The sequence below is a fragment of the Rhizobium sp. TAL182 genome (assembly GCF_002117725.1).
Taxonomy (GTDB): Bacteria; Pseudomonadota; Alphaproteobacteria; order Rhizobiales; family Rhizobiaceae; genus Rhizobium; species Rhizobium esperanzae.
Window position 1 is genome coordinate 462,208 of the sequence record NZ_CP021024.1, and the last position, 26,241, is coordinate 488,448.

At 61.7% G+C, this 26,241-nt stretch carries 25 protein-coding genes and 1 tRNA gene; 12 read left to right on the plus strand and 14 right to left on the minus strand.

The window, feature by feature from the left end; translation table 11 throughout:
• Window positions 1-17: 17 nt before the first annotated feature.
• The 3 genes from Tal182_RS02335 to dapD form a co-directional block, all read right to left on the minus strand.
• Window positions 18-614, minus strand: coding sequence for a hypothetical protein (locus tag Tal182_RS02335; protein ID WP_085857941.1), 597 nt, complete (start codon window positions 612-614; stop codon window positions 18-20).
• The gene (gene dapE, locus Tal182_RS02340; protein WP_085857942.1) at window positions 601-1,794 is read right to left on the minus strand and encodes a succinyl-diaminopimelate desuccinylase; all 1,194 of its coding nucleotides are present in this window, start codon (window positions 1,792-1,794) and stop codon (window positions 601-603) included. Before dapE ends, Tal182_RS02335 begins: the two co-directional genes overlap by 14 nt.
• A 101-nt stretch (window positions 1,795-1,895) precedes the next feature.
• Window positions 1,896-2,756 carry a 2,3,4,5-tetrahydropyridine-2,6-dicarboxylate N-succinyltransferase gene (dapD, locus tag Tal182_RS02345; protein WP_064800473.1) on the minus strand — a complete coding sequence of 287 codons (861 nt, stop codon included), beginning with the start codon at window positions 2,754-2,756 and terminating at the stop codon, window positions 1,896-1,898.
• Window positions 2,757-2,950: 194 nt separating this feature from the next.
• On the opposite strand from dapD, the gene Tal182_RS02350 reads away from it, so the two are divergent.
• Window positions 2,951-3,817, plus strand: coding sequence for an LOG family protein (locus Tal182_RS02350; protein ID WP_064800474.1), 867 nt, complete (start codon window positions 2,951-2,953; stop codon window positions 3,815-3,817).
• An 83-nt stretch (window positions 3,818-3,900) separates the two neighbouring features.
• Here Tal182_RS02350 and Tal182_RS02355 read toward each other — a convergent pair whose 3' ends face one another.
• Window positions 3,901-4,530, minus strand: a complete 630-nt coding sequence (locus Tal182_RS02355) for an EF-hand domain-containing protein (RefSeq protein ID WP_085857943.1) — start codon at window positions 4,528-4,530, stop codon at window positions 3,901-3,903.
• A 108-nt stretch (window positions 4,531-4,638) separates the two neighbouring features.
• Window positions 4,639-5,355 carry a pyrimidine 5'-nucleotidase gene (locus tag Tal182_RS02360; RefSeq protein ID WP_064800476.1) on the minus strand — a complete coding sequence of 239 codons (717 nt, stop codon included), beginning with the start codon at window positions 5,353-5,355 and terminating at the stop codon, window positions 4,639-4,641.
• A gap of 103 nt (window positions 5,356-5,458) precedes the next feature.
• On the opposite strand from Tal182_RS02360, the gene Tal182_RS02365 reads away from it, so the two are divergent.
• On the plus strand, window positions 5,459-6,532 hold the full coding sequence (locus tag Tal182_RS02365) for a trifunctional transcriptional activator/DNA repair protein Ada/methylated-DNA--[protein]-cysteine S-methyltransferase (RefSeq protein ID WP_085857944.1): 1,074 nt from the start codon (window positions 5,459-5,461) through the stop codon (window positions 6,530-6,532).
• On the plus strand, window positions 6,529-7,299 hold the full coding sequence (locus Tal182_RS02370; RefSeq protein ID WP_085857945.1) for an isocitrate lyase/phosphoenolpyruvate mutase family protein: 771 nt from the start codon (window positions 6,529-6,531) through the stop codon (window positions 7,297-7,299). The genes Tal182_RS02365 and Tal182_RS02370 overlap by 4 nt, the downstream gene beginning before the upstream one ends.
• A 66-nt stretch (window positions 7,300-7,365) precedes the next feature.
• On the opposite strand, the gene Tal182_RS02375 is transcribed toward Tal182_RS02370, so the two are convergent.
• On the minus strand, window positions 7,366-8,514 hold the full coding sequence (locus Tal182_RS02375) for an alpha-hydroxy acid oxidase (RefSeq protein WP_085857946.1): 1,149 nt from the start codon (window positions 8,512-8,514) through the stop codon (window positions 7,366-7,368).
• A gap of 349 nt (window positions 8,515-8,863) precedes the next feature.
• Here Tal182_RS02375 and Tal182_RS02380 point away from each other — a divergent pair, with 349 nt between their 5' ends.
• The gene (locus tag Tal182_RS02380) at window positions 8,864-9,811 is read left to right on the plus strand and encodes an IS110 family transposase (RefSeq protein WP_085857947.1); all 948 of its coding nucleotides are present in this window, start codon (window positions 8,864-8,866) and stop codon (window positions 9,809-9,811) included.
• Between the two features lie 179 nt (window positions 9,812-9,990).
• Here the strand turns inward: Tal182_RS02380 and Tal182_RS02385 are convergent, their stop codons facing one another.
• Together Tal182_RS02385 and argB are read right to left on the minus strand one after the other, a co-directional pair.
• Entirely contained in the window at window positions 9,991-10,362 is a 372-nt protein-coding gene (locus Tal182_RS02385) for a VOC family protein (RefSeq protein WP_085857948.1), read from the minus strand.
• A gap of 486 nt (window positions 10,363-10,848) precedes the next feature.
• On the minus strand, window positions 10,849-11,736 hold the full coding sequence (gene argB, locus Tal182_RS02395; RefSeq protein WP_011423809.1) for an acetylglutamate kinase: 888 nt from the start codon (window positions 11,734-11,736) through the stop codon (window positions 10,849-10,851).
• Window positions 11,737-11,881: 145 nt separating this feature from the next.
• On the opposite strand from argB, the gene Tal182_RS02400 reads away from it, so the two are divergent.
• From Tal182_RS02400 to Tal182_RS02410, 3 genes are all read left to right on the plus strand, one after another.
• The gene (locus tag Tal182_RS02400; protein ID WP_085857949.1) at window positions 11,882-12,421 is read left to right on the plus strand and encodes a sigma-70 family RNA polymerase sigma factor; all 540 of its coding nucleotides are present in this window, start codon (window positions 11,882-11,884) and stop codon (window positions 12,419-12,421) included.
• A complete protein-coding gene (locus Tal182_RS02405; protein ID WP_064800482.1) occupies window positions 12,418-13,137 on the plus strand; it encodes an anti-sigma factor in 720 nt (239 codons plus the stop codon). The genes Tal182_RS02400 and Tal182_RS02405 overlap by 4 nt, the downstream gene beginning before the upstream one ends.
• Before the next feature lie 109 nt (window positions 13,138-13,246).
• The gene (locus Tal182_RS02410; RefSeq protein WP_085860778.1) at window positions 13,247-13,801 is read left to right on the plus strand and encodes a fasciclin domain-containing protein; all 555 of its coding nucleotides are present in this window, start codon (window positions 13,247-13,249) and stop codon (window positions 13,799-13,801) included.
• Between the two features lie 45 nt (window positions 13,802-13,846).
• Here Tal182_RS02410 and yihA read toward each other — a convergent pair whose 3' ends face one another.
• The 4 genes from yihA to rpmH form a co-directional block, all read right to left on the minus strand.
• Entirely contained in the window at window positions 13,847-14,500 is a 654-nt protein-coding gene (gene yihA / locus Tal182_RS02415) for a ribosome biogenesis GTP-binding protein YihA/YsxC (protein WP_064800483.1), read from the minus strand.
• A 139-nt stretch (window positions 14,501-14,639) separates the two neighbouring features.
• On the minus strand, window positions 14,640-16,430 hold the full coding sequence (gene yidC, locus Tal182_RS02420) for a membrane protein insertase YidC (RefSeq protein ID WP_085857950.1): 1,791 nt from the start codon (window positions 16,428-16,430) through the stop codon (window positions 14,640-14,642).
• Window positions 16,430-16,831, minus strand: coding sequence for a ribonuclease P protein component (gene rnpA, locus Tal182_RS02425; protein ID WP_004673114.1), 402 nt, complete (start codon window positions 16,829-16,831; stop codon window positions 16,430-16,432). The genes yidC and rnpA overlap by 1 nt, the downstream gene beginning before the upstream one ends.
• Window positions 16,832-16,852: 21 nt before the next feature.
• On the minus strand, window positions 16,853-16,987 hold the full coding sequence (gene rpmH, locus Tal182_RS02430; protein WP_008524438.1) for a 50S ribosomal protein L34: 135 nt from the start codon (window positions 16,985-16,987) through the stop codon (window positions 16,853-16,855).
• Window positions 16,988-17,406: 419 nt separating this feature from the next.
• Between rpmH and Tal182_RS02435 the strand changes: the two genes are divergently transcribed.
• From Tal182_RS02435 to Tal182_RS02455, 4 genes are all read left to right on the plus strand, one after another.
• Entirely contained in the window at window positions 17,407-19,407 is a 2,001-nt protein-coding gene (locus Tal182_RS02435) for a methyl-accepting chemotaxis protein (protein ID WP_085857951.1), read from the plus strand.
• A 356-nt stretch (window positions 19,408-19,763) separates the two neighbouring features.
• A complete protein-coding gene (locus tag Tal182_RS02440; protein ID WP_064805866.1) occupies window positions 19,764-21,281 on the plus strand; it encodes a HAMP domain-containing sensor histidine kinase in 1,518 nt (505 codons plus the stop codon).
• A gap of 123 nt (window positions 21,282-21,404) precedes the next feature.
• Window positions 21,405-21,481, plus strand: a tRNA-Arg gene (locus tag Tal182_RS02445).
• 669 nt (window positions 21,482-22,150) lie between these two features.
• Window positions 22,151-23,374, plus strand: coding sequence for an SH3 domain-containing protein (locus tag Tal182_RS02455; RefSeq protein ID WP_097585771.1), 1,224 nt, complete (start codon window positions 22,151-22,153; stop codon window positions 23,372-23,374).
• A gap of 957 nt (window positions 23,375-24,331) precedes the next feature.
• Here Tal182_RS02455 and Tal182_RS02460 read toward each other — a convergent pair.
• Window positions 24,332-24,577: a DUF982 domain-containing protein gene (locus tag Tal182_RS02460; RefSeq protein WP_085857954.1), complete on the minus strand. Its 246-nt coding sequence runs from the start codon at window positions 24,575-24,577 to the stop codon at window positions 24,332-24,334.
• Between the two features lie 217 nt (window positions 24,578-24,794).
• Window positions 24,795-25,211: a hypothetical protein gene (locus tag Tal182_RS02465; RefSeq protein WP_064800488.1), complete on the minus strand. Its 417-nt coding sequence runs from the start codon at window positions 25,209-25,211 to the stop codon at window positions 24,795-24,797.
• 246 nt (window positions 25,212-25,457) lie between these two features.
• On the opposite strand from Tal182_RS02465, the gene Tal182_RS02470 reads away from it, so the two are divergent.
• Window positions 25,458-26,045 (plus strand): hypothetical protein, encoded by a 588-nt coding sequence (locus Tal182_RS02470; RefSeq protein ID WP_085857955.1) that lies wholly within the window; start codon window positions 25,458-25,460, stop codon window positions 26,043-26,045.
• The last annotated feature ends 196 nt before the right edge of the window (window positions 26,046-26,241 follow it).

Sequence of the window (26,241 nt, forward strand, 5' to 3'; positions counted from 1 at the left end):
TCATGCGATACCGCGGGTCAGGCCGGGTAGATGCCGAGGAAGTGCTGCAGATATTCCGAAAGGATCATCGATGGCACGAGCAGCACCAGCGTCAGCGCCCCGACCATCAGCGCGTGATCGTGGCAGATCATCCTGAGAATGCGGGCCAGGGCGAAGATCTGCGCCAGCATGAAGGCGAGCAGCAGCAGCGAGACGAGGCCGACGGTGCTGGGCAGGAAGAACACCAGCGCCAATAGCAGACCGTTGATATAGGAGAGCGGCACGCCGAGCCAGTTGACGCTGACGACGACGGGGGCGAAGCGCTCGCCCATGCGGAAGGCAAGCAGCAGCAGCCCGGCAAAGACCAGCGGCACGAACCAGTTGGCGACCTCGACGAGGGCGAGCCTGATGTAGAAGGCAAGATCGACATCGGCCTCGGGCGGCATCGACCGCAGGAAGGCCTGTCGCCACCAGAGCCAGGAAATGCCCATCGGCGGCAGGCACCAGGCCATCGCCCAGAACGAGCGGTTGACGCCGCGCTCCGATAGATCGAGGAAGCGGAAGCCGCGCGGATCCATCCGGATCAGCAGCCAGAGGCCGGCCAGATAATACTGGACTTCCCTAAGACCCGGCATGAGCGAACCAGCGGTCGATGAAGGTTTCGTAGATCGCCGTCAGCGTCTCCAGATCGGCAACGGCGACACGCTCGTCGACCATGTGCATCGTCTGACCGACCAGGCCGAACTCGACGACCGGACAATAATCCTTGATGAAGCGGGCGTCCGACGTGCCGCCCGTGGTCGAAAGCTTCGGCGAGCGGCCGATCGCGCTCTCGATGGCCGAAGACAGCGAGGCGATCAGGGCGTTGTTGCGGGTCAGGAAGACATGGCTCGGCCGGTCGGCCCAGACGATATCGTATTTCACCGGCTCCCGGCCCGGCCGCAGCTGGCCGTTGCCGGCAGCGGCCTCGAGCCGCCGCAGGATTTCCGCACGCAGCGTGTCGACGGTCCAGCTGTCGTTGAAGCGGATGTTGAAGCTTGCCGATGCCTTGGCCGGAATGACGTTGGTGGCCGGATTGCCGACATCGACCGTCGTCACTTCGAGGTTCGACGGCTGGAAATCGTCGGTGCCACCGTCGAAGGGCGGATCCATCAGCGCCTGCGTCAGTTGCAGCACGCCGCGCACCGGATTGTCGGCGAGGTGCGGGTAGGCGGCATGGCCCTGAACCCCGTGTACGATGATCCTGCCTGACAGCGAGCCGCGCCGGCCGATCTTGATCATGTCGCCGAGCCGGTCCGGATTGGTCGGTTCTCCCACAAGGCAGGCGTCCCAGCGTTCGCCTCGCTCCGCCGCCCATTGCAGCAGTTTGATCGTGCCGTTGATCGCCGGGCCTTCTTCGTCGCCGGTGATGAGGAAAGAGATCGAGCCGGCCGGCGGCCCGTTTTTTTCGATATGACGGGCGACGGCGGCGACGAAACAGGCGATGCCGCCCTTCATGTCGACGGCGCCGCGTCCGAAGAGCTCGCCCTTTGATATCTCCGCGGCAAAAGGCGGGTGCGTCCAGGCGGCTTCATCGCCAACCGGCACGACATCGGTATGGCCGGCAAACATCAAGTGCGGACCCTCGCCGCCGAGGCGGGCATAGAGGTTCTCGATATCGGGTGTTCCCTCTTCGCTCGCTCTCACTTTGTCGACTTTGAAGCCGAGCGGTGTAAGCATCGCTTCCAGCGCCGTCAGCGCGCCGCCTTCGGCTGGTGTGACGGAGGGGCAGCGAATCAGCGTCTGCAGATTGGCGACGGGATCGGTAGCGGTCATGGCGGTCGAACTATCCGGCGGGAATGGCAAAGACATGGCAAGGCGAGGCCGCCTCGCTCAAAGAGACGTCGCCTGTTTACCGGATCAATGCCCCGGTGTCATCAATCTCTGAGCAGCTCGTTGATGCCGGTCTTCGAACGGGTCTGTTCGTCGACGCGCTTGACGATGACGGCGCAGTAGAGGTGCGGCGCCGGCTGGCCGTTTGCCATCGTCGCATTGGCCGAGGCCATCGAGCCGGCGACGACGACGGAATAGGGCGGCACTTCGCCGTACATCACCTCGCCGGTGGCGCGGTCGACGATCTTGGTCGACTTGCCGATGTAAACACCCATGCCGAGCACGGAGCCTTCACGGATGATGCAGCCCTCGACCACTTCGGAACGGGCGCCGATGAAGCAATTGTCCTCGATGATCGTCGGGCCGGCCTGCATCGGCTCCAGCACGCCGCCGATGCCGACGCCGCCGGACAGATGCACATGTTTGCCGATCTGCGCGCAGGAACCGACCGTCGCCCAGGTGTCGACCATCGTGCCTTCGCCGACATAGGCGCCGAGATTGACGAAGGAGGGCATGAGGATGGCGTTCGGCGCGATATAGGCCGAGCGGCGCACGACGCAGTTGGGAACGGCGCGGAAACCCGCGGCGCGGAACTGGTTCTCGCCCCAGTTCTCGAATTTCGAGGGAACCTTGTCCCACCAGGTGGAATTGCCGGAGCCGCCCTTGACCACTTCCATGTCGTTGAGGCGGAAGGACAAGAGCACCGCCTTCTTCAGCCACTGATTGACCGTCCAGGCGCCGTCGGCGCCGCGGGTCGCCACGCGGGCTTTGCCGGAATCGAGCAGATCGAGCGCCGCTTCGACCGCATCACGGACCTCGCCCTTCGTCGACATGTTCACATTGTCGCGATTGTCGAAGGCGGCTTCGATGGTCTTTTCCAGGGATGCGAGGTCGGTGGCGCTCATGAGAATTCCTTAAACTTCGATCTTTATCGTGGAGACGGCGGAGTCTCCGGACATGCGATCGGCGTGGGTTTGTCCTGCTCTACAGCATGCACCCGTAGAACGGAATGATTTTTCGAACAAGATCATACCTGGATTCAAGGCGTTATAGCGACATATCCGGTTTCACGGACGGCAATACTGAAAGGCATTTCGACATGGCGAAGGGACGAAACGGCGGTTCGCGGCGCAAGGATGGCGTATGGGACCCGTTGAAGAGCAGCTCGACCGACAGGCAGCGCGCCGAGGCCGTGCCGAAGACGCCGCAGACGTTATCGCCGGCCTATCGCCTAGCCTATGTCGACGAGGATTTCCTCTGCCGCGAGGAATTGCGGCCGATCCGGCTGCAGCTGGAACTCTTGAAGACCGAGATGATGCTGACCGAACGCGGCATCCGCTCGACCGTCGTCATGTTCGGCGGCGCCCGCATTCCCGCCCCCGGCCAGAGCGCCTGGGCGGCGCGCAACGAGATCCAGCGCGCCAATCTGGAGGCGGCCTCCGTCTATTATGACGAGGCGCGCAAATTTGCCCGTCTCTGCTCGAAATATTCGGCGGGCTTCGACTTTCAGGAATATGTCATCGTCACCGGCGGCGGCCCCGGCGTCATGGAGGCGGGCAATCGCGGCGCAGCCGATGAGGGCGCGCCGTCGATCGGTCTCAACATCGTGCTGCCGCACGAACAGGCTCCGAACACCTATGTGACGCCGGAGCTCAGCTTCAACTTCCACTATTTCGCCATTCGCAAGATGCATTTCATGGTGCGCGCCAAGGCGATCGCGGTCTTTCCCGGCGGCTTCGGAACGCTCGACGAATTCTTCGAATGCCTGACGCTGATCCAGACCGGCCGCATGGAACGTCTGCCGCTGATCCTTTTCGGGGAAGCCTTCTGGCGCAGCATCATCAATTTCGAAGCCTTGGCCGAATTCGGCACGATCGCGCCCGACGATGTCAAGCTGATCAGCTTCGTTGATACGGCCGACGCCGCGTGGAAGATCGTCCAGGATTTCTACGAACATCGCGAGTAGGGGGCCGAGCGCAGCGTCTCGATTGCAACGCGTATCTCCTTCCCCGCCGGGGCGGGGAAGGAGTATGCAATGGTTCACCGCCCTTACAGTAGCGGCCGGTCCGGCATGTCGTCGATCGAGATGACCCCATCCTTGTTGCTGTCCATCCGCGCAAACAGCTTGTCGAGGGCGGCGGAGGCTTCCTGTTTGGAGATCTGGCCGTTCTCGTCGGTATCGACGCGGCGCATCATCATCGAGGCGCGCATGAAATTGCCGCCATGGCGCATCCAGTGACGTCCGTCGCGGCCTTCATGATCTTCGCGCGGCGGCCGTCCCTGATCGTCATTGTCCAGCAGGTCGGGCACGGCATTGACGTCGTCATTCTCGCCGACCTCCTGCTTGCGCTCATCCTTCATCGCCTTCATCTGCGTTTCCCGGTACTGGCGGATTTCGCCGGGTGTCAACGAACCGTCATTATCGGTGTCGATCGCAGCAAAGATCTTGTCGAGACCGGCGGTTGCCTCTTCCTTGGAGATCTGACCGTCCTTGTTGGTGTCGAACTGCTTGAGCATTCTGACATAGGTGACTTCGCGGAAGCCAGCCGGACCCGGGCGGTCCATGCCGGCATGATGCGGGCGCGGCCCGTCGCCCGGTGCGGCAAAGCTTGCCCCGGCTGCGGCGCCGAAGATAAGGACGGAGGAGAGCGCTGCCAGTATCAGCTTGTTGCGGTACATCGTGTTTCCCTTTCGTAAGGTGTCCCCTCACGAAAGAAGCTACGGCAGCAGGCCTCATTGACCCAGTTAAACATCGGTAAGCTGGGTGAAACTTTCGTAACCTGGCGGTCAGCCGCCGGATCTGGTCACCTTGCCGAGAAATGCAACGAGGTCATCGGTGACGAAATCGATGTGATCCTCGTCGCCGCTGGTCTTTTCCCACCATTCGACGACGGTCTCTTCCAGATTGCGCGGCACCAGCAGCACGGTCTGCATGCCGAGGGCCTTCGGCACCGTCAGATTGCGCGGCAGATCCTCGAACATCGCCGCCTTGTTCGTTTCGACGCGCTTCAGCACCGCAAACTTGTCGTAGGTCGCCTGCGCCGGCTTCGGCACGTAATCGGCGGCGACGATGTCGAAGATATCGTCGAAATGCTCGAGAATGCCGAGCGCTCCGGCGGTCATTTCGGCATGTTTGACGCTGCCGTTGGTGAAGATGAATTTGCGCCCCGGCAGCTTCTTGATCGCTTCGCCGAGTTCCGGCTGCGGCGTCAGCGCCGAATAGTCGATCGCATGCGCCTTTTCGAGGAAATCGTTCGGGTCGATGCCGTGATGGATCATCAGGCCCTGCAGCGTCGTGCCGTGGTCGAGATAATACTGCTTCTGCAGCTTGCGCGCTTCTTCCCGCTCCATCTGTAACAGCGCCGCGACATAGGCGGTCATGTTCTTGTCGATCTGCGCGAAAAGATTGATGTGATGCGGGTAGAGGGTGTTGTCGAGGTCGAACACCCAGTCTGTCACGTGTTCGAAATCGGCTTTTTCAGGCGTACGGTCGATCTTGGTCATGGCCGCCCTTATGGCACGGCTGCTCGCCCAAGGAAATCGACAAGAAAAAATAGACGCCCGATTTTCGGCGGACGCGGCAGGCGTTGGATGTTAGAAAGCGCACATGCTTTTCGAACGCCCCGACGATGATACGCTCTATGACGCCCTGGTCGCGCGCAGCGCCGATTACGAGGGCCAGGCCTATGTTTGCGTGAAGACGACGGGCATCTTCTGCCGTCTGACCTGCCCGGCGCGCAAGCCGAAGCGGGAAAACACGCTGTTCTTCGAGACGATCGCCGCCTGCATGCATTCCGGGTTCCGCCCTTGCCGGCGCTGCAGGCCGCTGGAGCAGCCGGGGAGGGAGCCGATCGTCGATCTGTTGCTTGCCGCGCTCGACGGCGAGCAGGATGTTCGCTGGAGCGAAGACGAGCTCGTGCGCCGCGGCCATGATCCCTCGACCGTGCGACGCGCCTTCAATCGGGCGCTCGGCATGACCTTCCATGACATCGTCCGTTATATCAGGCTCGGAGAAGCGGCCCGGCAGCTGGCGGATGGGGCGCGTGTCATCGATGCCCAGATCGACGCCGGATACGAATCTCCGAGCGGCTTCCGGTCGGCGTTCCAGCGGATGGTCGGCAAGGCGCCGGCGCTCTCGCAGAACCGCGAGCTGCTCTTTGCCGATTGGTTCGACACGCCGCTCGGACCGATGATCGCGGTCGCCGACAAGACACATCTGCATCTGCTCGAATTTCACGATCGCAAGGCGCTACCGAGCGAACTCGAAGCGCTGCAGAAGCGCGTCCGCTCCTCCGTCGCGATCGGCCGCACCCCCGCGATCGATCAGATCGAGGCGGAGATCCGCGATTATTTCGAAGGCCGGCTGACCACCTTCAGGACGCCCCTGGCGCTTGGCGGCACGCCCTTCGAAAAGCATGTCTGGGCAAGGCTGATGGAGATCCCGATCGGGCAGACGCGCGCCTATGGCGATCTCGCCAGGGAGATGGAAAGACCGGAGGTCGTGCGTGCGGTCGGCCGCGCCAATGGCGCCAACCAGCTTGCCATCGTCGTGCCCTGCCACCGCATCCTCGGCGCCGATGGCTCTCTGACCGGTTACGGCGGCGGGCTCTGGCGCAAGCAGTGGCTGCTGCGCCATGAAGAGAAAATCAGCACAGAGACAAGGATGGAGGAGACAGCATGAACCAGACTGAAAAGGCCAAGGCATTCGGCGCGCTTCACCGGAAGGGCGACCCGATCGTCCTTTACAATATCTGGGATGCGGGGACGGCAAAGGCCGTCGCCGATGCCGGCGCCAAGGCGCTTGCGACGGGAAGCTGGTCGGTTGCCGCCGCCCATGGCTTTGCCGACGGCGAAAAGCTGCCGATGTCGGTGCTGGTGGAGACGGCAAAATCCATCACCGATGCCGTCGACCTGCCGCTTTCGGTCGATTTCGAAGGGGCGTATTCCGCCGATCCTCAGGGGGCGGCCGCCAATGTCGCCAGGCTGATGAATGTGGGGGTCATCGGCATTAATTTCGAGGATCGCGTGGTCGCCGGCGAGGGGCTTTATCCCGTCGAAAGCCAAGCGGCCCGCATCCGCGCCATTCGCGCCATGACCGATAGCAAAGGAATGCCTTTCTTCATCAACGCCCGCACCGACCTGTTCCTGGCCGAGAGCGACCTTTCAAAACATGGCGGTCTGGTGGACGAGGCGATCGAGCGGGGCAGGGCCTATGCCGCGGCTGGCGGCAGTGGCTTCTTCGTTCCCGGCCTGGTCGATCCCGTCTTGATCGAAAAGATCTGCGCGGCCTCGTCGCTGCCCGTCAACGTGATGATGCGGGCAGGCGCGCCTGACGTGAAAACATTGGCAAAGCTCGGCGTCGGCCGCATCAGCTATGGCCCGGGGCCCTACCGGTCGATGATGGAAAAGCTGAAACAGGAGGCGGCGGCGATTTATAGCCTGCTTTGACGCCGCTGTGGGCGAGGGCCGCATCCGTATGTTGGGCTGCGGCCCTTAAATGACATCCTGCTCGGCTCAGGAGCGGAAGCGCAGGTTGCGCCGCGTCAGCTGGTCGACCGAGGTGCAGCCCATCAGCTTCATGTCGCGTTCGATCTCGGTGCGGATCGTCTCCAGCGCCCGTTCGACGCCGGGCTGTCCGGCGGCGGCCAGCGGGAAGAGATAGTAGCGGCCGAGCCCGACCGCCTTTGCCCCCAGCGACAGCGCTTTCAGAACATGTGTTCCCCGCTGCACGCCGCCATCCATCATCACGTCGATTCGGTCGCCGACGGCATCGACGATCTCGGCCAACTGGTCGAAAGCGCTGCGCGAACCGTCGAGCTGGCGGCCGCCGTGGTTGGACAGCACGATGCCGGTGCAGCCGATCTCGACCGCGCGCTTGGCGTCCTCCACCGACATGATGCCCTTCAGGCAAAATTGCCCGCCCCAGGCCTGCACCATCTCGGCCACGTCGGTCCACGACATCGAGGGGTCGAGCATTTCGGTGAAGTAGCGGCTGATCGACAGCGCACCGCCGTCCATCTTGACGTGGTTTTCGAGCTGCGGCAGCCGGAACGCCTCATGCGTCATCCAGCCGATCGCCCAGGACGGCTTGATCGCGAACTGCATCATGCCGGCGAGATTGAGCTTGAAGGGAATGGCAAAGCCCGTGCGCTTGTCGCGCTCGCGGTTGCCGCCGGTGATGCTGTCGACCGTCAGCATCATCGCCTGCACGCCCGCCGTTTTCGCCCGCGCCATCATTTCGTGGTTCAGCCCGCGGTCCTTATGGAAATAGAACTGATAGACCTGAGGCCCGTCGCTGATCTGCCTGGCCTCCTCCAGGCTGATCGTGCCGAGTGAGGAGACGCCGAACATCGTGCCGTGTTTTGCCGCTGCCGCCGCGACCGCCCGTTCCCCCTGGTGGTGAAACAGCCGCTGCAGCGCCGTCGGCGAGCAATAGACCGGCATGGCGAGCTTCTGCCCCATGACCGTCACCGACATATCGACCTCGGCCACGCCCTTGAGAACGTCTGGCACCAGATCACAATTTTCGAAGGCCGCGGTATTGCGCCGATACGTCACCTCGTCATCGGCGGCACCATCGATATAGTCGAAGATCGGCCCGGGAAGACGCTGTTTGGCCATGCGCCGGAAATCGTGGAAGTTATAGCAGTCTGTAAGGCGCATCTTTTGCTCGACCCGTTGAGTTTTCGGGCCGCAACCTAAAGCACGATTCGAAATCTTGCCAAGGCTTCATTATACGATTTGCGACCTCTCGGAAGGATTCGTCACTTGGGGGCGATGGATCCGCGCGAAGATCGACAGCCACGGTATCTTCCAACACCTCTATTCCGGCGCCGCATCCACCGACCTCCCTCATCCTTGTACGTTGCCGTTGCTGTATAGTGGGGTTGCGCGACGGGGATGCGTTTCATCCCTGGGTTTTGAACTCGTGCCTCAGCGAGCATCTCCGTCGCCATGTCTTCGCTCGAACGGTTGATTGGGCCTTGAGCCCGCGTTGCAAGGAGGAGCACCCATGCGTATCCCGCAAGCTTTCATGGTCGGCATCGATGTCTCGAAAGCCCATTTCGACGTGGCCGTCGAGGGCAAAAGCGCCGTTGGCCGCTTTGACAACGACGCGCCGGGCCGGACCGCGCTGGCGACGGCGATAGCCGGCGCCGAGCTGGTCGTCGTCGAAGCCACCGGCGGTTATGAGATGGCGCTCGTCAGGACGCTGATGGCCGCCGGCATTGCCGTCGCCGTCGTCAATCCCCGCCAAGTGCGCGATTTCGCCAGGGCCAGCGGGCGGCTGGCCAAGACCGATCAGGTCGACGCCCGCGTCATTCTCCACTTCGCCAGAGCGATGCGGCCGGCACAGATCCCCCATATCGACGACGGCCGCATCGCGCTTGCTGCCCTCGTCGCCCGCCGCCGGCAGCTCATCGACATGGCGGTCGCCGAGAAGAACCGCCTCGAACATGCCCCGCAAGCCGTCGCCGCGCTGATTGGCGAGACCCTCGCCGCCCTCAAGAGCCAGCTCGCCCGCGTCGATGCCGCCATCGCGCTTGCCATCGAGGCCGAGCCCGACATGGCCGCACGCCGCGACCTGCTGCTGACCGTGCCAGGCATCGGCGAGGTCGGCGCCGCCGTGCTCATCGCCGAACTGCCCGAACTCGGCGCCATCGACGACAAGAAGCTCGCAGCCCTCGTCGGCGTCGCCCCGGTCGCCCACGACAGCGGCACCTGGCGTGGCCAGCGCCACATCGCCGGCGGCCGCGCCACCGTCCGATGCGCTCTCTACATGGCAACGCTCTCGGCCATCCGTTGCAGCCCGGCCATCAAGGCCTTCCACAAAAGACTGCGCGATGCCGGCAAACCACCCAAGGTCGCCCTCGTCGCTGCCATGCGGAAATTCATCGTCATGATCAACACGATTATCAAAAGACGAACCCCATGGAGCGAACCCCAACAACACGGTTGCTGAGGCGCGCAGGCCGAAGGCCGGAGCCTCGAAGGACACGCTCCAACTCCGCTCCTCGTATCCACCCGCCTACCAGCGCACCCGCCCGCCCTTCGAGGCCCCTGCGGGGCACCTCAGGGTGAGGCTCTCTTGGGCCTCGGCGCGCCTTCCTCCAACACACCTCGTCCCGAAGCCGAGCCACCTCATCCCACACGCCACGGCGGGTCGACGCGGTTGGATCCGGCGAAATAAAGAACGACGCGGTTACCGCCGGGATCGAACAGCTCCGCCTCACGCCAGAGCCAGCTCTTGTCCTCCGGCCCGCTCGCGAACCGAAGTCCGGCTGCGCTAAGCCTGGCGACCGTTTCGTCCAGATCCTCGCACTCGAAATAAACCGTCGTCCCGCCGCCGCCTTTCTCTCCCTGGTGCAGCGAAAAAGTGCTGTCCCCATCGGGGCAGACGAAACGCGCATACCGGGGACGCGCATCGACGATGGGACGAAGACCGAGGGCGCAGTAGAAATGCCAACCCGCATCGAGGTCGGGCATCGTAACGGTCACCTGATTGAGGCGCATGATCCATATCCTCTGCGGAGACCCATAGCCCGGCGCACCCGCTTCGCGCCCTTCAATGCCTGTTATCGCATGGACTGCGGTCCTCCAACATCCCTACTCCGGCGCGGCATCCTCCAACCTCCATCCGGCTGCCGCCACAGGCCGAGGGCCGGAGCCTCGAAGGACATGCGCCAACGCCGCTCCTTGCATTCATCAAACGTCCGAGCACCCGCCCCGCCCTTCGAGGCCCCTGCGGGGCGCCTCAGGGTGAGGCTCTCCTGAATATCGGCGCTACATCCTCTTACTCCCCGCTGGCGCGCCAAAGTTGCGCTTGGGCGCCGCATCCTTCAACCGTCGCCCATCCCAAGGCGCGCGCTTGAGCACCCGGCAAATCTCATGCCGCCGGGGTCGTCGGATAATGGAGCACGGGAGCAGGAAAGAGTTGGGCGGGCGATGCGCCGGCGTGAGAAAGATGCACTCCTCGTGCGTTGAAGAGCGCAGCCTTGATCAGGGAACGATCAGCGTTCCGATGCCGTGCTCGGTGAAGATCTCGAGCAGGACGGAATGGGCGGTCTTGCCGTTCAGGATGACGACGCCCTGCACGCCGGCCTTGATCGCATCGATGCAGGTCTCGACCTTGGGGATCATGCCGCCCGAGATCGTGCCGTCGGCGATCAGCGCATGCGCTTCGGCGACGGAAAGCTCCTTGATCAGCTGCCCTTTCTTGTCGAGCACGCCGGGAACGTCGGTCAAAAACAGCAGGCGGGTGGCGTTCAGCGCGCCGGCAATGGCGCCGGCGAAAGTGTCGGCGTTGATATTATAGGTCGCGCCGTCGCGGCCCGGCGCCACCGGCGCGATGACCGGGATCATCTCGGAGCGAGCGAGCAGATCGAGCAGCGTGCGGTCGACTTCGACCACTTCGCCGACGAAGCCGAGATCAAGCACCCGCTCGATGTTGGAATCCGGATCTTTGATGGTCTTGCGCGCCTTTTCGGCGAAGACCATGTTGCCGTCCTTGCCGCAAAGGCCGATCGCCCATTCGCCGGTCTGGTTGATCAGTGCGACGATCTCCTTGTTGATCGAGCCGGCGAGCACCATCTCGACGATCTCGACCGTCTTCTGGTCGGTGACGCGAAGGCCGCCTTCGAATTTCGATTCGATGCCCATCTTGGTCAGCATGGCGCCGATCTGCGGACCGCCGCCGTGAACGACGATCGGGTTGACGCCGGACTGCTTCAAAAGCGCGATGTCGCTGGCAAAGGCCTTGCCGAGCTCGGGATTGCCCATCGCATGGCCGCCGTACTTCACCACGATCGTCTTGTTTTCATAACGCTGCATGAAGGGCAGCGCCTGGGCGAGAAGACGTGCCTGGATTTCGCTTTCGGACTCGTTCATGGGAACCCCGCAGAATTGATCGCGGCCTTTTATCGCAAGTTTCTGACAGAGGGAATAATCCAGAACGCAATAGTTTTTCGTATGTGGCATGAAGCCGGAGGAGTTGGACCCGCTGGCTGAGCGAGGCACGATAGAGGGGAACGGCATGCAGGGGGATGAGATCAAGGACTTGATCGGCCGCGTCGCGCTCGGCGACCGCATGGCCTTCGCTGCCCTCTACAACCAGACCGCACCGAAACTTTTCGCAATCTGCCTGCGTATCTTGAAGGACCGCACGGAGGCCGAGGAGGCCCTGCAGGAAGTCTATATCAGCATCTGGCAACGCGCTCGAAGCTTCCAGGCAGCCTCGGGACCGTCCCCGGCATGGCTGGCCGCAATTGCCCGCAACCGGTCGATCGATCTGCTGCGTGCGCGCAAGCCCGTCGCCGACGAACTCGACAGCGTTTACGATCTTGCCGATTCCGAACCCGACCCGGAAAGACAGACGGTGACGAAGGATGAAGGAAGGCGGATTGACACCTGCATGGAAGAGTTGGAAGCTGATCGTGCGGTCGCCGTGAAACGGGCTTATGTCGAAGGGCTGAGCTATCAGGAACTGGCGGATCAGTTCGGCGTTCCGCTGAACACGATGCGGACCTGGCTCAGGCGCAGCCTCTTGAAACTGAGAGAGTGCATGGAACGATGACATCGCCCGACAAAAGCAAGGGAAACCGCTCCCGCGACGAGGTCCTCGCCGGTGAATATGTTTTGGGCGTCCTGTCGCTGCAGGATCGCCGGGTGGTGGAAGAGCGAATGCGCCACGATCGGATATTTGCGGCGATCGTCAGCCGTTGGGAAACCAACCTCTCCGCCTTCAACGACGAATATGACGGCGTCGCGCCGAGCCGAGAAACCTTCAAGCAGATCGAGTCCCGGCTGTTCGGCGATGCCGGAAAACCCGCATCCTTTTCGCAGGGGCTGTGGAATTCGGCGGTTTTCTGGCGCTCATTGGCGTTCGCCTGCATCGTCGTCGCCGTCAGTGCCGTCATCTTCGCCTCGGGCCTTGTGCCGCAGCCGCAGGGACCGGCACCGCTGGTGGCCGAACTTGCGGGTCAAAACAACGCGATCAATCTCCGCGCCTCCTACGAGATCCAGAGCGGCCGGCTGAAGATCGTGCCGGTCGCCGCCGGCAAGCCGGAGGAGAAATCGCTGGAACTCTGGCTGGTGCCGGGCAGCGGCGCGCCGAAATCGCTCGGCATCTTCCAGCCCGGCGAAAGCGGCGAACTCGTCATTCCGGCGGATTTGCGCAACAATGTCGCCGATGGCGCAACGCTTGCCGTCAGCCTCGAGCCTTTCGGCGGCTCGCCGAGCGGGCAGGTGACCGGTCCGGTGATTGCGAGCGGCACCGTACAGCGGCCATAATCAATTTCTCTCCTCTGAAACTCTTCGGCGCATCACTTCGTAGTTGGCATTGCCCGGACGACGCTCAGGCATGATGCCGGCGAAGAATATCCGGCCAGAGGAGAAGATCATGATCAAGTCCTTATTGCGCGGCTTTGCACTTGCCGCCGCCCTGTCCGCTGTCGCCTTTGCTGCGGCGAAGAACCCGGTCGTCGGCGGCGCTGCGATGTTCGAAAGCAAGAACATCATCGAGAACGCCATGAATTCCAAGGATCACACGACCCTGGTCGCCGCCGTCAAGGCGGCCGGTCTCGTCGGCACGCTTGAGAGCAAAGGGCCTTTTACGGTCTTTGCGCCGACCAACGAGGCCTTCGCCGCCCTGCCCAAGGGCACCGTCGATACGTTGCTGAAGCCGGAAAACAAGGCGACGCTGACCAAGGTTCTGACCTGCCACGTGGTGGCCGCGGACGCTATGGCCAAAACCGTGGCCAAGATGATCAAGGATGATGGCGGCGAGCACGACATCAAGACCGTCGGCGGCTGCGTGATCAAGGCCAGGGAGAGCATGGGCAAGATCACGCTGACCGACGAAAACGGCGACATTGCCCATGTGACCATCGCCGACGTCAAGCAGTCGAACGGCGTCATTCATGTGGTCGACAAAGTGCTGCTGCCGAAAATGTAAATCACCGGTATCGGCGGGCAGAGGGGCGCTCTTCGAGGCGCCCCTCTATTTCCAGGTTGCGATGCCGACGGTTTCGGCGATCGCCTGGCGCAGATCGTCGAGCCCGTCACCTTTTTCGGATGAAGTGGACAGCAGATAGGGATAGGCGGCCGGGCGCTTGCGGATCTTGTCCGCCGTGTCGGCCAGCAGCTTGGGCACGGCCGGCGCCTTGATCTTGTCGGTCTTGGTCAGCACTACCTGGTAGGAGACGGCCGCCTTGTCGAGCAGATCAAGCACCTCCTCGTCGTTCTTCTTGATGCCGTGGCGGCTGTCGATCAGCACGTAGACGCGCTTCAGCGTCGCGCGGCCGCGCAGATAATCGAAAACCAGCTTGGTCCATTTGTCGACCTGCTCCTTCGGCGCCTGCGCATAGCCGTAGCCCGGCATGTCGACGATCGCCATCGGCGGCAGGTCGCCCGCCTCGCCGGAATATCCGTCCGGGACGAAATAGTTGAGCTCCTGCGTGCGCCCCGGCGTGTTCGACGTGCGCGCCAGGCCCTTCTGGCCGACCAGCGCATTGATCAACGACGACTTGCCGACATTGGAGCGTCCGGCGAAGGCGACTTCAGCCGGTCCTTCCGGCGGCAGGAAGTTGAGCGACGGGACGCCGCGGATGAAGATCCATGGGTGGCCGAAGAGCGGCTTTGCGGTTTCAGGCATGCGGGCTCGGCAATCTCCGGATTAGGTCTACTGTCGGCTTCGTGGTTTTACGAGCGGATGTCAAGCTTTCAGGCGGCCAGCGTCTTGCGCGCGGGGCGGCCGGAAATGAAAAGCCCCGCCGAAGCGGGGCTTGCGGGCATCATTTCGAAGGCGCCGTCTTTCGTCGGAACAGACCCCTCAGATTGTCGAAGAGTTCGATCTTCACGCCGTGCCGCTTCATGATCACCGACTGCTGGATCACCGAGAGCGTGTTGTTCCAGGCCCAGTAGATGACGAGGCCGGCCGGGAAGCTTGCCAGCATGAACATGAACACCAGCGGCATCCAGTTGAAGATCATCGCCTGCGTCGGATCGGGCGGCGTCGGGTTCATGCGCATCTGCAGGAACATGGTGACGCCCATGATCAGCGGCCAGACGCCGAGATGCAGGAATGTCGGCGCCGTGAAGGGCAGCAGGCCGAACAGGTTGACGATCGTCGTCGGATCGGGCGCCGAAAGGTCCTGGATCCAGCCGAAGAAAGGCGCATGGCGCATTTCGATGGTGATGTAGATCACCTTGTAGAGCGAGAAGAAGATCGGGATCTGCAGCGCCACCGGCCAGCAGCCGGCGATCGGATTGATCTTCTCTTCCTTGTAGAGCTGCATCGTCGCCTGTTGGAGCCCCATGCGGTCGTCGCCGAATTTCGCCTTCAGTTCCTCCATCTTCGGCTGCATGCGCTTCATGTTCGCCATCGACGCATACTGCTTGCTGGCGAGCGGGAAGAACAGCGCCTTGACGACGATGGTGGTGCACAGGATCGCGACACCGAAATTGCCGAAGAAGCGGAAGAAGAAGTCCATCAGCTTGAACATCGGCTTGGTGATGAAATAGAACCAGCCCCAGTCGATCAGGCGGTCGAACTTCGGGATCGAATAGCTGGCCTCATAGCCGTCGATGACGGGCACTTCCTTGGCGCCGGCGAAGACCAGGTTCTTGAGCTCGATCGACTGGCCGGGCGCAACGGTAAAGGCATCGTCCTTGTAGTCGGCCTGATAGCGCGGCTGACCGTCGGCAAAATGCGAGAAACGCGCCTCGTAGGCTGACGTCTGTGGCGGAACGATCGTTGCAGCCCAGTATTTGTCGGTAATGCCGAGCCAGCCGCCGGTGGATTTTGCCGGCGTTACGGCTTCCTTCTCGGCCGCCGTGTATTTGGTTTCAATCAGGCCGTCGTCGCCGATGACGCCGATGAAACCTTCATGCAGGACATAGGCCGATGGCGTCGTCGGCTTGTTGTACCGTGTCACGCGGCCGTAGGAGGAGAGCGAGACGGGCGCCTGGCCGGTATTTGCGACCTTGTCGGCGATCGTGAACATGTAGCGTTCGTCGACGGAAATCGTGCGGGTAAAGGTCAGGCCCTTGTCGTTGGTATAGCTGAGCGTCACCGGCGTCTTCTCGGTGAGCTTGGCGCCCTCCGGCGCCGTCCACAGCGTCGAGGCGCCGGGAACGCTGCCGGTGGCATCGCTGCCGATATAGCCGAGCTCGGTGAAGTAGCCGTCCTTGGTTTCGGCCGGGCTGAACAGGGTGATGATCGGGCTCGAATCGTCGACGGTCTCGTGGTAGCCCTTGAGCTTCAGGTCGTCGAGCCGGGCGCCGGCAAGGTTGATCGAGCCGGAAAGGGCAGGAGTGTCGATGACAACACGCGGGGTCTTTGCGAGCGCCTGCTCAAGGGTCGCCGTTGCGACGGCCTGGCCGGAAGGGGCTGCACCGCTGGTCGGAGCCGGCGTCGCGCCGGCGGTAGGCTGCTGGACCTGCTCGGTCTGCTGCTGCGCCTTCTGGGCTTCCTGCGCCTTGCGCTGGGCCTCGATGCGCGGATTCATATAGAGAAACTGCCAGCCGAGGACGATCAGCACCGAGAGAGCGATCGCAATGAAATAATTGCGGTTGTTTTCCATCATACGTTCCTGGGGCGTCCGTCTCCGGAGCGCCGGTGTTTCGGCCTGGTTTCCACGCGAAGCTTCAGCTCCGCGGCCAATTCCTGGAAGGACGCATCAAGCACGTCCCTGCGCGCGACAACCACATAGTCGTGTCCGGGCTGCATTGCAAATCCCGCATGAAGCCGCACCGCCTCTTTCAGGCGGCGGCGCATGCGGTTCCGTTCGACCGCGTTGCCATGTTTTTTGGTGACTGTAAAACCGACGCGGGCTTGGCTGTCGGGTTCCTTCCGGTCGAGGACTTCGAGCAGGAAGAGACCGCCGCGGCGTTTTTCGCCCTCGCGCACGGCAAGAAACTGCGGGCGGCTCTTCAGCCGCCCGACAGCATATTTCTTCTCACTGGTCGTCAATTCGCCCGCCATCTCTTACCGGGCAACCCGGCCTTAAGCCGAAAGACGCTTGCGGCCCTGCGCGCGGCGGGCAGCGATGACCTTGCGGCCACCCTTCGTGGACATGCGCGCACGGAAGCCGTGGCGACGCTTGCGAACAAGCTTGGATGGTTGGTAAGTACGCTTCATTTATTTAAACACCGCGGAGTGCGGCCCTTCTTGAATTTGCATTATGCAAGGAGCGTTGTTTTTCGAACGGGCGGGCCATGAAAGGCTTGAGTGACCGGACGTGCGGCGGCTTATACGGATGAAGCCCGGCAAAGTCAATTATATCGGCTCATTTGAACTGCGCGGCCATCGGCGACCGCGGTTTTCGCATTGTGGTGTTAATAAATTCGAACCGCGCCGAGAAGTTGTACTTTGGCGCCGCATCGGGCCGATCGCTTGAAATTGCAATGGCTTGAATGGAAGGGCGAGGGTCGGATCGGCAATGTTCTGTACTCTTAATCGTAAATATTAGAAATCTAACTTTAATCAATTTCGCTGATATTCAGCGCATCGGCTGGGGGAGTTGTTTCCAGGCTGTGGTGTAGCTAGGAGGCATTGCATTGAAGATCCGCGGGAAAATTAATCTGCTGGTTTGCGTGATGGGCGCGGTGGCGCTTCTGATCGGCGCAACAGCATTATCCGCCATGCGTGAATACAGCCGCAATCTGACGGCTTACGAGCAGGCCGCCGCCCGCGCCTATGCCGGCGAACGCCTCAACCGTTTCGTCACCGCCGTTGTCATGGAATCGCGCGGTATCTATGCCGCAAAATCGATCAAGGATACGCCGAACTTCGCCAAGGGCCTGATGGCCGGCCTCGACGAAATCGATAAGGTCATTGCCGGCTGGGCGCCGCTCGTACCCGAAGGCGAAAAGGACAATTTCGCCAAGCTGGTGGCGCGCGCCGCCGAATTTCGCACTTTCCGCACGGAAACGGCTCGGCTCGGCACCGAAGTCGGTCCCGAGGCTGCCAGCGCCCAGGGCAACAATGAGGCCAACCGCGCCAATCGCAAGGCGTTCCAGGCCGAGATCGACGCGGTGGTCGCCACCGACAAGGCAGCGCTTCAGGCGGTCGATGATGAGATCGAGAGCTTCCGTTCCTGGGTGCTGATGCTCGTCCTCAGCATCACCGGCATCGGCATCGCGGCCGGTGTTGGCATGGGCTTTTATATCGGCACCAGCCATCTTAGCCGCCCGATCAAGCGCGTCACCCATGCAATCAAGGAGGTCGCCGACGGCAATTTCGACGCCGAGGTTCCGTTTGCCGGCCGCAAGGACGAAATCGGCGAGATGGCCGCCGCAGTCGCCGTCTTCAAGGAGAACGGCCTGGCCATCAAGCGTCTGAACGCCCAGGAAGCGGCGATGCGTGCCAAGAGCGACGACCTGCAATCGAGCATGTCCGTCGTCGTCGCCGCGGCTGCGGCCGGCGATTTCAGCCATCGGATCGACAAGGATTATCAGGACGAAAATCTCAACCAGTTCGCCGACAACATCAACACGCTGCTGTCGAGCGTCGACGCCGGCATCGGCGAGACCCGCCGCGTCATCGCAAGCCTTGCCGAAGGCGATCTCACCCAGACGATGAATGGCAGCTTCCAGGGCGCCTTCGCCGAGCTGCAGCAGAACGTCAACAACAGCTTGGTTACGCTGCAGGCGACGATGCGCGAAGTGCGCGAGACGACGGAAGCGATGAACGGCAACACCGCCGAGCTGCGCAATGCCAGCGACGACCTGTCGAAGCGCACCGAACAGCAGGCAGCCGCCCTCGAACAGACGTCCGCCGCGCTCGACCAAATCACCGCCGTCGTCCAGAACTCCACCGAGCGGGCGCATGAAGCCACCGTCATGGTGTCGGAGGCCAAGGAAAATGCCGGCCGCTCCGGCGTCGTCGTGCGCAATGCCGTCGAGGCCATGGGCCGCATCGAGCAGGCCTCGCGCGAGATCAGCCAGATCATCAACGTTATCGACGAGATCGCCTTCCAGACCAATCTTCTGGCGCTGAACGCCGGAGTCGAAGCGGCGCGCGCTGGTGAGGCCGGCAAGGGTTTTGCCGTGGTCGCCCAGGAAGTGCGCGAACTTGCCCAGCGCTCGGCAACGGCCGCCAAGGACATCAAGGCGCTGATCACCAAGTCGGGCGACGAGGTGCAGGTCGGCGTCAAGCTCGTCCAGGCGACCGGCGAGGCGCTTTCCGAAATCGGCACCCGCGTCATCGCCATCAACGACCATATCCATTCGATCGCCACCGCCGCGGTCGAACAGTCGACCGGCCTCAAGGAGGTCAACACCGCCGTCAACCAGATGGATCAGGTGACCCAGCAGAACGCCGCGATGGTGGAGGAAACCTCCGCCGCCACCCACAGGCTTTCGGCCGAAGCCAACGGGCTGGTGCACCTCATCGCCCGCTTCAAGCTTTCGGATGGCGCAGCACCCGTGGCGCTCGTTCGCAACGAGCCGCACCGGCAGCCGGTCGCCTCCCCCGCCCGCCGGGCGATCGCCAAGGTCGCCCGCGCCTTCGGCGGCGGCAATGCGGCCGCAGCCGAGCAGAGCTGGGAAGAGTTCTGATCGCCACTGATCAGGCGCCTTTTAACGCCGCCTCCGGGCGGCGTTGGTTTTTTCTGCCCGGTCCGCGCCGGGCAAAGACCCCGCCCCAAACCCCTCCCCACAAGGGGAGGGGCTCAACCTGTAGCAACGGCACTTCCCACTTCGCCCTTTCATCCGCGGAAAGGCTGCTATTTGCTGTGCGGCTGCCGCAAATTAGTCCCTCCCCCTTGTAGGGAAGGGTTGGGGAGGGGGCTTCCTCCGCACGTTTTGTTGTGACGAAGCGACGCTGCTCGCAAAGATTTGAAAGCGGAGCGTCTTGGTCTAATATAGAACCCATCGGTGAGGGCGGCGAGCGCTGCCGATCGGGCGAGATGACCATGCCGGTTCGAGACCAGGGCAAAGATCCTTCGGCTGACATCCCGGCAGCCGGCGAGGCTGCCAAGGGGCGGTGCCCGTCCGGCTTGTTCGGCGGGCTTTCGGGCAAGCTGCTCTGGCTCACCGTCGTCTTCATCATGCTCGCCGAGATCCTGATTTTCTTTCCCTCCGTCGCCAGCATGCGGATGCGCTGGCTGCAGGACAGGCTGAACACGGCCGCCGCCGCCGCCATCGTCATCGACGGGCTGCAGCCGATCGAGCTGCCGCGCGCCCTGCAGAAGGAGACGCTGGAAGCGACCGGCACCAAGGCGATCGTGCTGCGCAAGGAAGGCACTTCGCGGCTGCTGGCAACGACCGACATGCCGACCTCCGTCGACGAATCCTACGACCTCACCGACGTGCCGCCGCTGACGGCGATCCGCGACGCTCTCGACACCTTGATTTTCGGCGGCAGCAGGATGATCCGCGTCTACGGCCCGGTCGGTGAAAACAAGGTCGGCGTCGAGGTGGTGATGAAGGATCGGCCGCTGCGCACGGCGATGTTCGCCTATTCCCGCAACGTGCTGCTGCTTTCGGTACTGATCTCGCTCTTCACGGCGACGCTGATCTTCTTTGCGATCAACCGCATTCTGATCGGCCCGATTCGCCGGCTGACCGGCAGCATGCAGCAATTCTCCTCCGATCCCGAGAATCCGGCCCATATCTATATCGGTGACGGCGGCCGTGACGAGCTGGCGGTGGCCGGCCGCAATCTCACCTCGATGCAGATGGAGCTGCAGAAGACGCTGAAGCAGCAAAAAAACCTTGCCGCTCTTGGCCTCGCCGTTTCCAAGATTAATCACGATATGCGCAACATATTGGCTTCCGCGCAGCTGATGTCGGACCGGCTCGTCGATGTCGATGATCCGATGGTCAAGAGCTTCGCGCCGAAGCTGCTGCGCACCATCGACCGCGCCGTCGGTTATACGACGGAGGTGCTGTCCTACGGCAAGGCGAGCGAATCGGCGCCGCGCCGCCGCCATGTTCGGCTGCTGGGACTGACTCAGGACGTCAAGGATATGCTGGCGATCGATCCGCAAAGTGGCATCGAGTTTGTCGAACAGTTCGCTGCCGATCTCGAGGTCGATGCCGATGGCGAGCAGCTGTTCCGGGTCATTCACAATCTTTGCCGCAACGCCCTGCAGGCGCTGACTTCACCGGGCGAGGGCGGCCCCGGGACCATCCGGCGCATCACCGTCTCCGCCCAGCGTGTCGGCAGCGTCGTCAGCATCACGGTGGACGATACCGGCCCCGGCATGCCGCTGAAGGCGCGCCAGAACCTCTTTGCCGCCTTCCGCGGCTCGGCCCGTTCCGGCGGCACCGGCCTCGGCCTGACCATCGCCCGCGAACTGGTGCTCGCCCATGGCGGGACGATTGCGCTGGTGGAAAAGCCGACGGTCGGCACCCAGTTCCGCATCGAGATCCCCGATCGTCCGGTTTCGCTGGACGATTACCGCAATCGGACGCAGGGTGAGAAGTGACGCGATTTCGCCGGAGCGCGGCCCTTACAGGCAAAGACGCGATTTTTTCAGAAATGCTCTTGCAATGTCCGAAAGGACCCTTTAGAGGATCGCCCACGCAAGCGGCACCGCCGCTTCTGCCACGCACCCGTAGCTCAGCTGGATAGAGCACCAGACTACGAATCTGGGGGTCAGGAGTTCGAATCTCTTCGGGTGCGCCATTCCTTTCCTAATGCATTGAACCTGAAAAGCATCTAGGTTTCAAACCTTAGCGACAGCCGGCTAGTACACAGCGGTATCGCACAAGGGTGGACACTCGATGGCAGGGCTCAGCTACATGCAGAGACGGACTTCAGGCATCTATGAGTTTCGCAAGCGGCTTCCTCAGGAGTTTGCCGGAAAGCCAGCGCCCAAGAATGTTCCCGCTGTCTTCTCAGAACTCATCAATCCCGACCAGGGCGCTTCAAGCGAGAGCTTACAGTCTCTCTGAAGACGACAAATTTTAGCGATGCCAAGCGCAAGGATATGAGCGAGGACCTGGCCCGAGATGCCGGTCTATCGGAAGAGCTTCATGACGCCTTAACGAGCCATACGGGCGGCGGCGGGGTGGGCCGTAGTTATGACTCTGGATTTGGTTTACGGGCGCTGGGTGAGGCTATGGCGAAGATCGGCGTGGCAGGTCCGATCAGAAAGTTGGCTCCGTGGCAAACCGATGCCGCCCAAAGCTAAGTCAGTCAGCTTGGAGTCGAAGACATGAGCGAGGGATGGGCATATCGCGGTTGCGTGCTTGGTTCGCGCTTAACGATCATTCCAATTGGTTAGTACACCCACCTTGTGGAATGCGTGCCAATGTCCCACTATGCTTGGGGGCAGTTGGGGTCTTGCGTGCTATGCTGAGTTTGCGTTGGGCGAAATACAAAGGCGCCGCGTGGGTCGCAGTGCTTGGCTTGTTGACGTTAAGCGCTAATACCGCGTTGGCGGCACTATCTTACACGGCCCAGGTGACCGACAACGGCCTCCGCTACCTCGTTGTGAACGGTGAGTTTGAGACCACGGATGACCTTTCCAAGTTCGTCGCCTCGATCCAAATCAGCAACACGCAGGCCGTAACGTTCAACTCTCCCGGCGGAAGCGTGGTGAAAGCAATGGAGCTTGGTCGGCTCATTCGATCTTTGCGCCTCGACACCATACAGATACGCAACATGGAATGCGCGTCGGCCTGTTCGCTTGCCTTTATGGGGGGCATATTGCGTTTGGCTCAGCCGGGTTCCATCGGGGTGCATAAATCCTCGTTTTCTGAGGACCCCACACTTAATGTTGCCGATGCGGTTTCGGCCATCCAACAAATGACAGCTATTGTGATAGCCTACATGACGGAGATGGGCGTCGATCCAGCTCTACTTCAGCTTGCTCTTACGTATAACAGCGATGACATTCGATACCTTTCCGGTAGCGAGATGGAGAAATACCATCTGACTATGACGGGTACGCAGCCTAGTGCAGGCCAAGACCCTCAAAGGGCCTCCATGCCCCCTCCGAACATATCACCGCCAGTTCTGCCCCCAACCGCGCCTCAGCCTCCAGGCGCGCAAGCAAGCTTGCCACCACCCGCTGTAGAGCCGCCGCCGTCGTTCACTATCCCCACCGCTAAGAACGGTCGCGTCCAGAATTACAACGGACAGGCTCCCCTCAAGGCCGCCCCCTCCTCGGCGTCGCGAACCCTTGTGACTTTCATGAACGGCAGCCCACTGACCATTCTTGACGACACAGGTAAATGGTTCCACGTCAAGGTCGGCAATAGGGTCGGCTACATGTTCCACTCTTGGGTTTGGGTCGCGGAATACGGCGCTGGCCCGTACGGCACGCAGTTTGTACAGGTGAAGAGTTTCGATAACTACGCGCAAACCGAGCAATATGTTCGCGGCTCTCCGTTACCGCTTACGGCCTTTCTTGCAAGCAACGGCTGGTTTGCTATCACGTTGGACCGAACGTTCGATCCCGATGGAGCCGAAGCGCTGTTGACCAAACTAAAGGCCAGCGGATCAATTCCAGATGATGCCATTGCTACCTGGGGCAACGCTTTCGTTCGCAGGGTCTGTTGCACGGGACGATGAGGGGTTAGCGCTGGGGGGCGAGCCGCTGCGGCTGTGCAAAATAAGAGCGCGCTCATGCAATATTACCGAGCTGCGTGCCATCATCAGTCAATCATGTCTCGACGCCTCGTAGCCGCTGCAAATCGCGTACTAGAAAGCGTCCTTATCGTCGCTCTCCTGCCATCCCGGCGCACAAAGCACGATCCTATGGAATTTAGCGTTACACAACATGATTGGCGAGTAGGCGCGGATCGTCCATGAACCATGGCCTAAGGTCTTTGCTTCGGGTCCACTTCGGGACGGCTTTCCCACTCGGCGTCGCCTCCGGTTTCGCTCAAAGCCCCACCGCGCAGGATTTCCAGTTGGAGAGCACAGTGAGATCGGGGACCATTCACAATGAGCGGCTGAAACTGCTTGCGACCTTCCTGAACGGCATCGGTGTTTGCGGTCGGCGGCCTGGCCCCTGTCTTTTCCAGCCTGTATAATTCCGGCGGCCCGACCCTTTTCCTGATGCTGGTCAGCATCGTTTGTTTTTTGACCGCATGTACATTACATTACTCGGCAAGCACGGTTCTCAAAAGGATGAAGCCATGACGACGATGGAAATGATTTCGCTGCTGCTGATGCCCGTCGCCGGATTGATCATCGCCGGAACAGCGGTCTATCTCGTCAACCATCACAAACTTTGATCGGCTTCCGCGCATCGACGCAACAGAAACCTCCCGAAAGGGCTTGCGGGCCTGTCCAGTGCGAAAGTGCCTGGCAGGCCTAAATCATTTCAGCCGCACCCACGTGCTTTTCACGACCCGGCCAAGCCGAGGAATTGCTCTGCTGGCCTGATCCCGTCGCAGTTCATCGGCGCGCTGCAGTAGTGGACATTGACCATCTGTTGCGCGTGCGCTTCGGCGGCCTTTCCGGGAATGCGCTCGAAGCGGCGGGAAGGTTGGCCGCGGGAATGCTAGACCGGGGCGCGTCGCCTCATTCCTTAATAGGGATCCCGGCTTCGATCGCAGCTTCGATGAACGCCTGCCGCGCCTCTTCCCGGCTCCGTTTCCCAGATATGACATCGGCGCAAACCGCACACGCTCTGTCGAGCGCAGGGCCCACTTCGGTCGGCCAGTCTTCGATCAGCGCCCATGTTGCGGCCTGGGTCGTCTGGATGACCACCCACTGATCCGGGCCTTCAAGGGCCAGCGTCACCGGCTTCTTCCATAGGGTTTGCATGATTGCAGGATCTCCACTGCGTATTCTCCGCCGCCTGCTCACATAAGACAATTCATTCGGCATGGCGAGGTGGCCGCCTGAACACGATGTTTTATCGAGCAGTGAGCTGCTTATGAAACATCGGCATATTCGGCTCGCCTATTTTCCGGCAGCCGCTTCTATTCGCCGCTAGATTCTCAATCCCAATGCAGGAAAGCAAAAAGTATCGAAAGATCACCTAGTTGAACTCTTTCTCAAAGTCCTCCCGGTCTTTCTTTCCGGACATGGATGAGTAATAGCCGCTGCAAATCAGATAGGAGCACTCATCCGGGTCGCCCATGTCCCATCCTGGCAGGCAGAGCACGACGCGTTGAAACTTGGCGTTGCAGAGTCCGTGGTTTGCCAGCAGCCGCGGCTCGTTTCCGAAATACGCGCTTATAGCTTTCTGACGAGTCCATGCAGGCACGGCTTTCCAATCAGCCTGACCACCCTCGTCGCTCACATTGGCGATCGCACAGAGCGACCAATTCGATATCATAATTGGCTGATCGCAGGGAAAAGCCTGGACGGCGCTTCCCAGCAAGATTGAAATCAATGCCATCAGCCGCTGGCCGTAGACCATCGCGCCCATCTCCCTCATGCCGCTCTTTCGCATTCTGGCCTCCACGCAATTACCCGTCGTCAGGTGATCTCAAAACCGCCTAAGATTATTTTCCTAGTTCATGAAACGTTCTTACGCTAGATTGCTCACCGTTGCAACCATGGAATGTTGAATGTCGAAGAATTTTGCAGTGATTGGTGATGTGGGTGCTTGGGTGGGGCTTTCCCTCCGCACGCCTGAAAAAACGAGTTCTTCTGTCGTTTCTCGGAAGGACGTGCTGGCAGCCGAGGCGAGGGGCTGATGGCGGAATTCAATCCTCGCGACAAGAGCCGAACCCGTGCCGGCAAGACGCGATCGCTTGTGCGCAAACATACCGCGCCGCCAAGCGGGAGCGACGACAGCAGCCTTCGCTGGCAATGGCTGACGATTCAGCTGCTGGAATCGGCGGCGTTCACGTCGCTGAGCGCGAATGCCAGCCGCGCCTTCTTCCGCATCATCATCGAGCATACCGCCCACGCCGCCCTGGCAAATGGCAGGCTTGTCGTGACCCATCCGCAGTTCGTCTCCTACGGAGTCACCGGCGAATACGTGGCAGATGCCCTCGACGAGCTGGACTATAAGGGCCTCATCAAGGTTCGCCGCGGCCGGGCGGGCAGCGGTGTCGCGCATCCGAACCTCTTCACGCTGACCTTTGTCGGTGACCATGAAGGCGCACCGCCCACGAACGATTGGCGGCGGTGCACGGCGGAGAGGTGCCGGAAGTGGTCGGAGATCGACCGCAAGCTTGCCGCCGACAAACGCGGGCGGGTCGGCAGGAAGAAAAAAACGCCACTTCGGGATCCCGAAATTCCCCCGCTTCGGGATCCCGAAATTCGCCGCGCCTCGTGAGCGCTCGGGGCGAGGGAAGAGGCAATGATTTCAATGCCGCAACCAATTTCGGGATTCCGCAGTGCTATATAGATTCTGGTGGGGAATTCCTCATGAGCCCGCAAGATCGGATCAGAAGCCAGCAGAGCAGGTGCCTGCTGCCGGCATGCCTAGTTTCGGGCAACCTTGCTGGTGTATCCGCCAGCGTGATGATGTT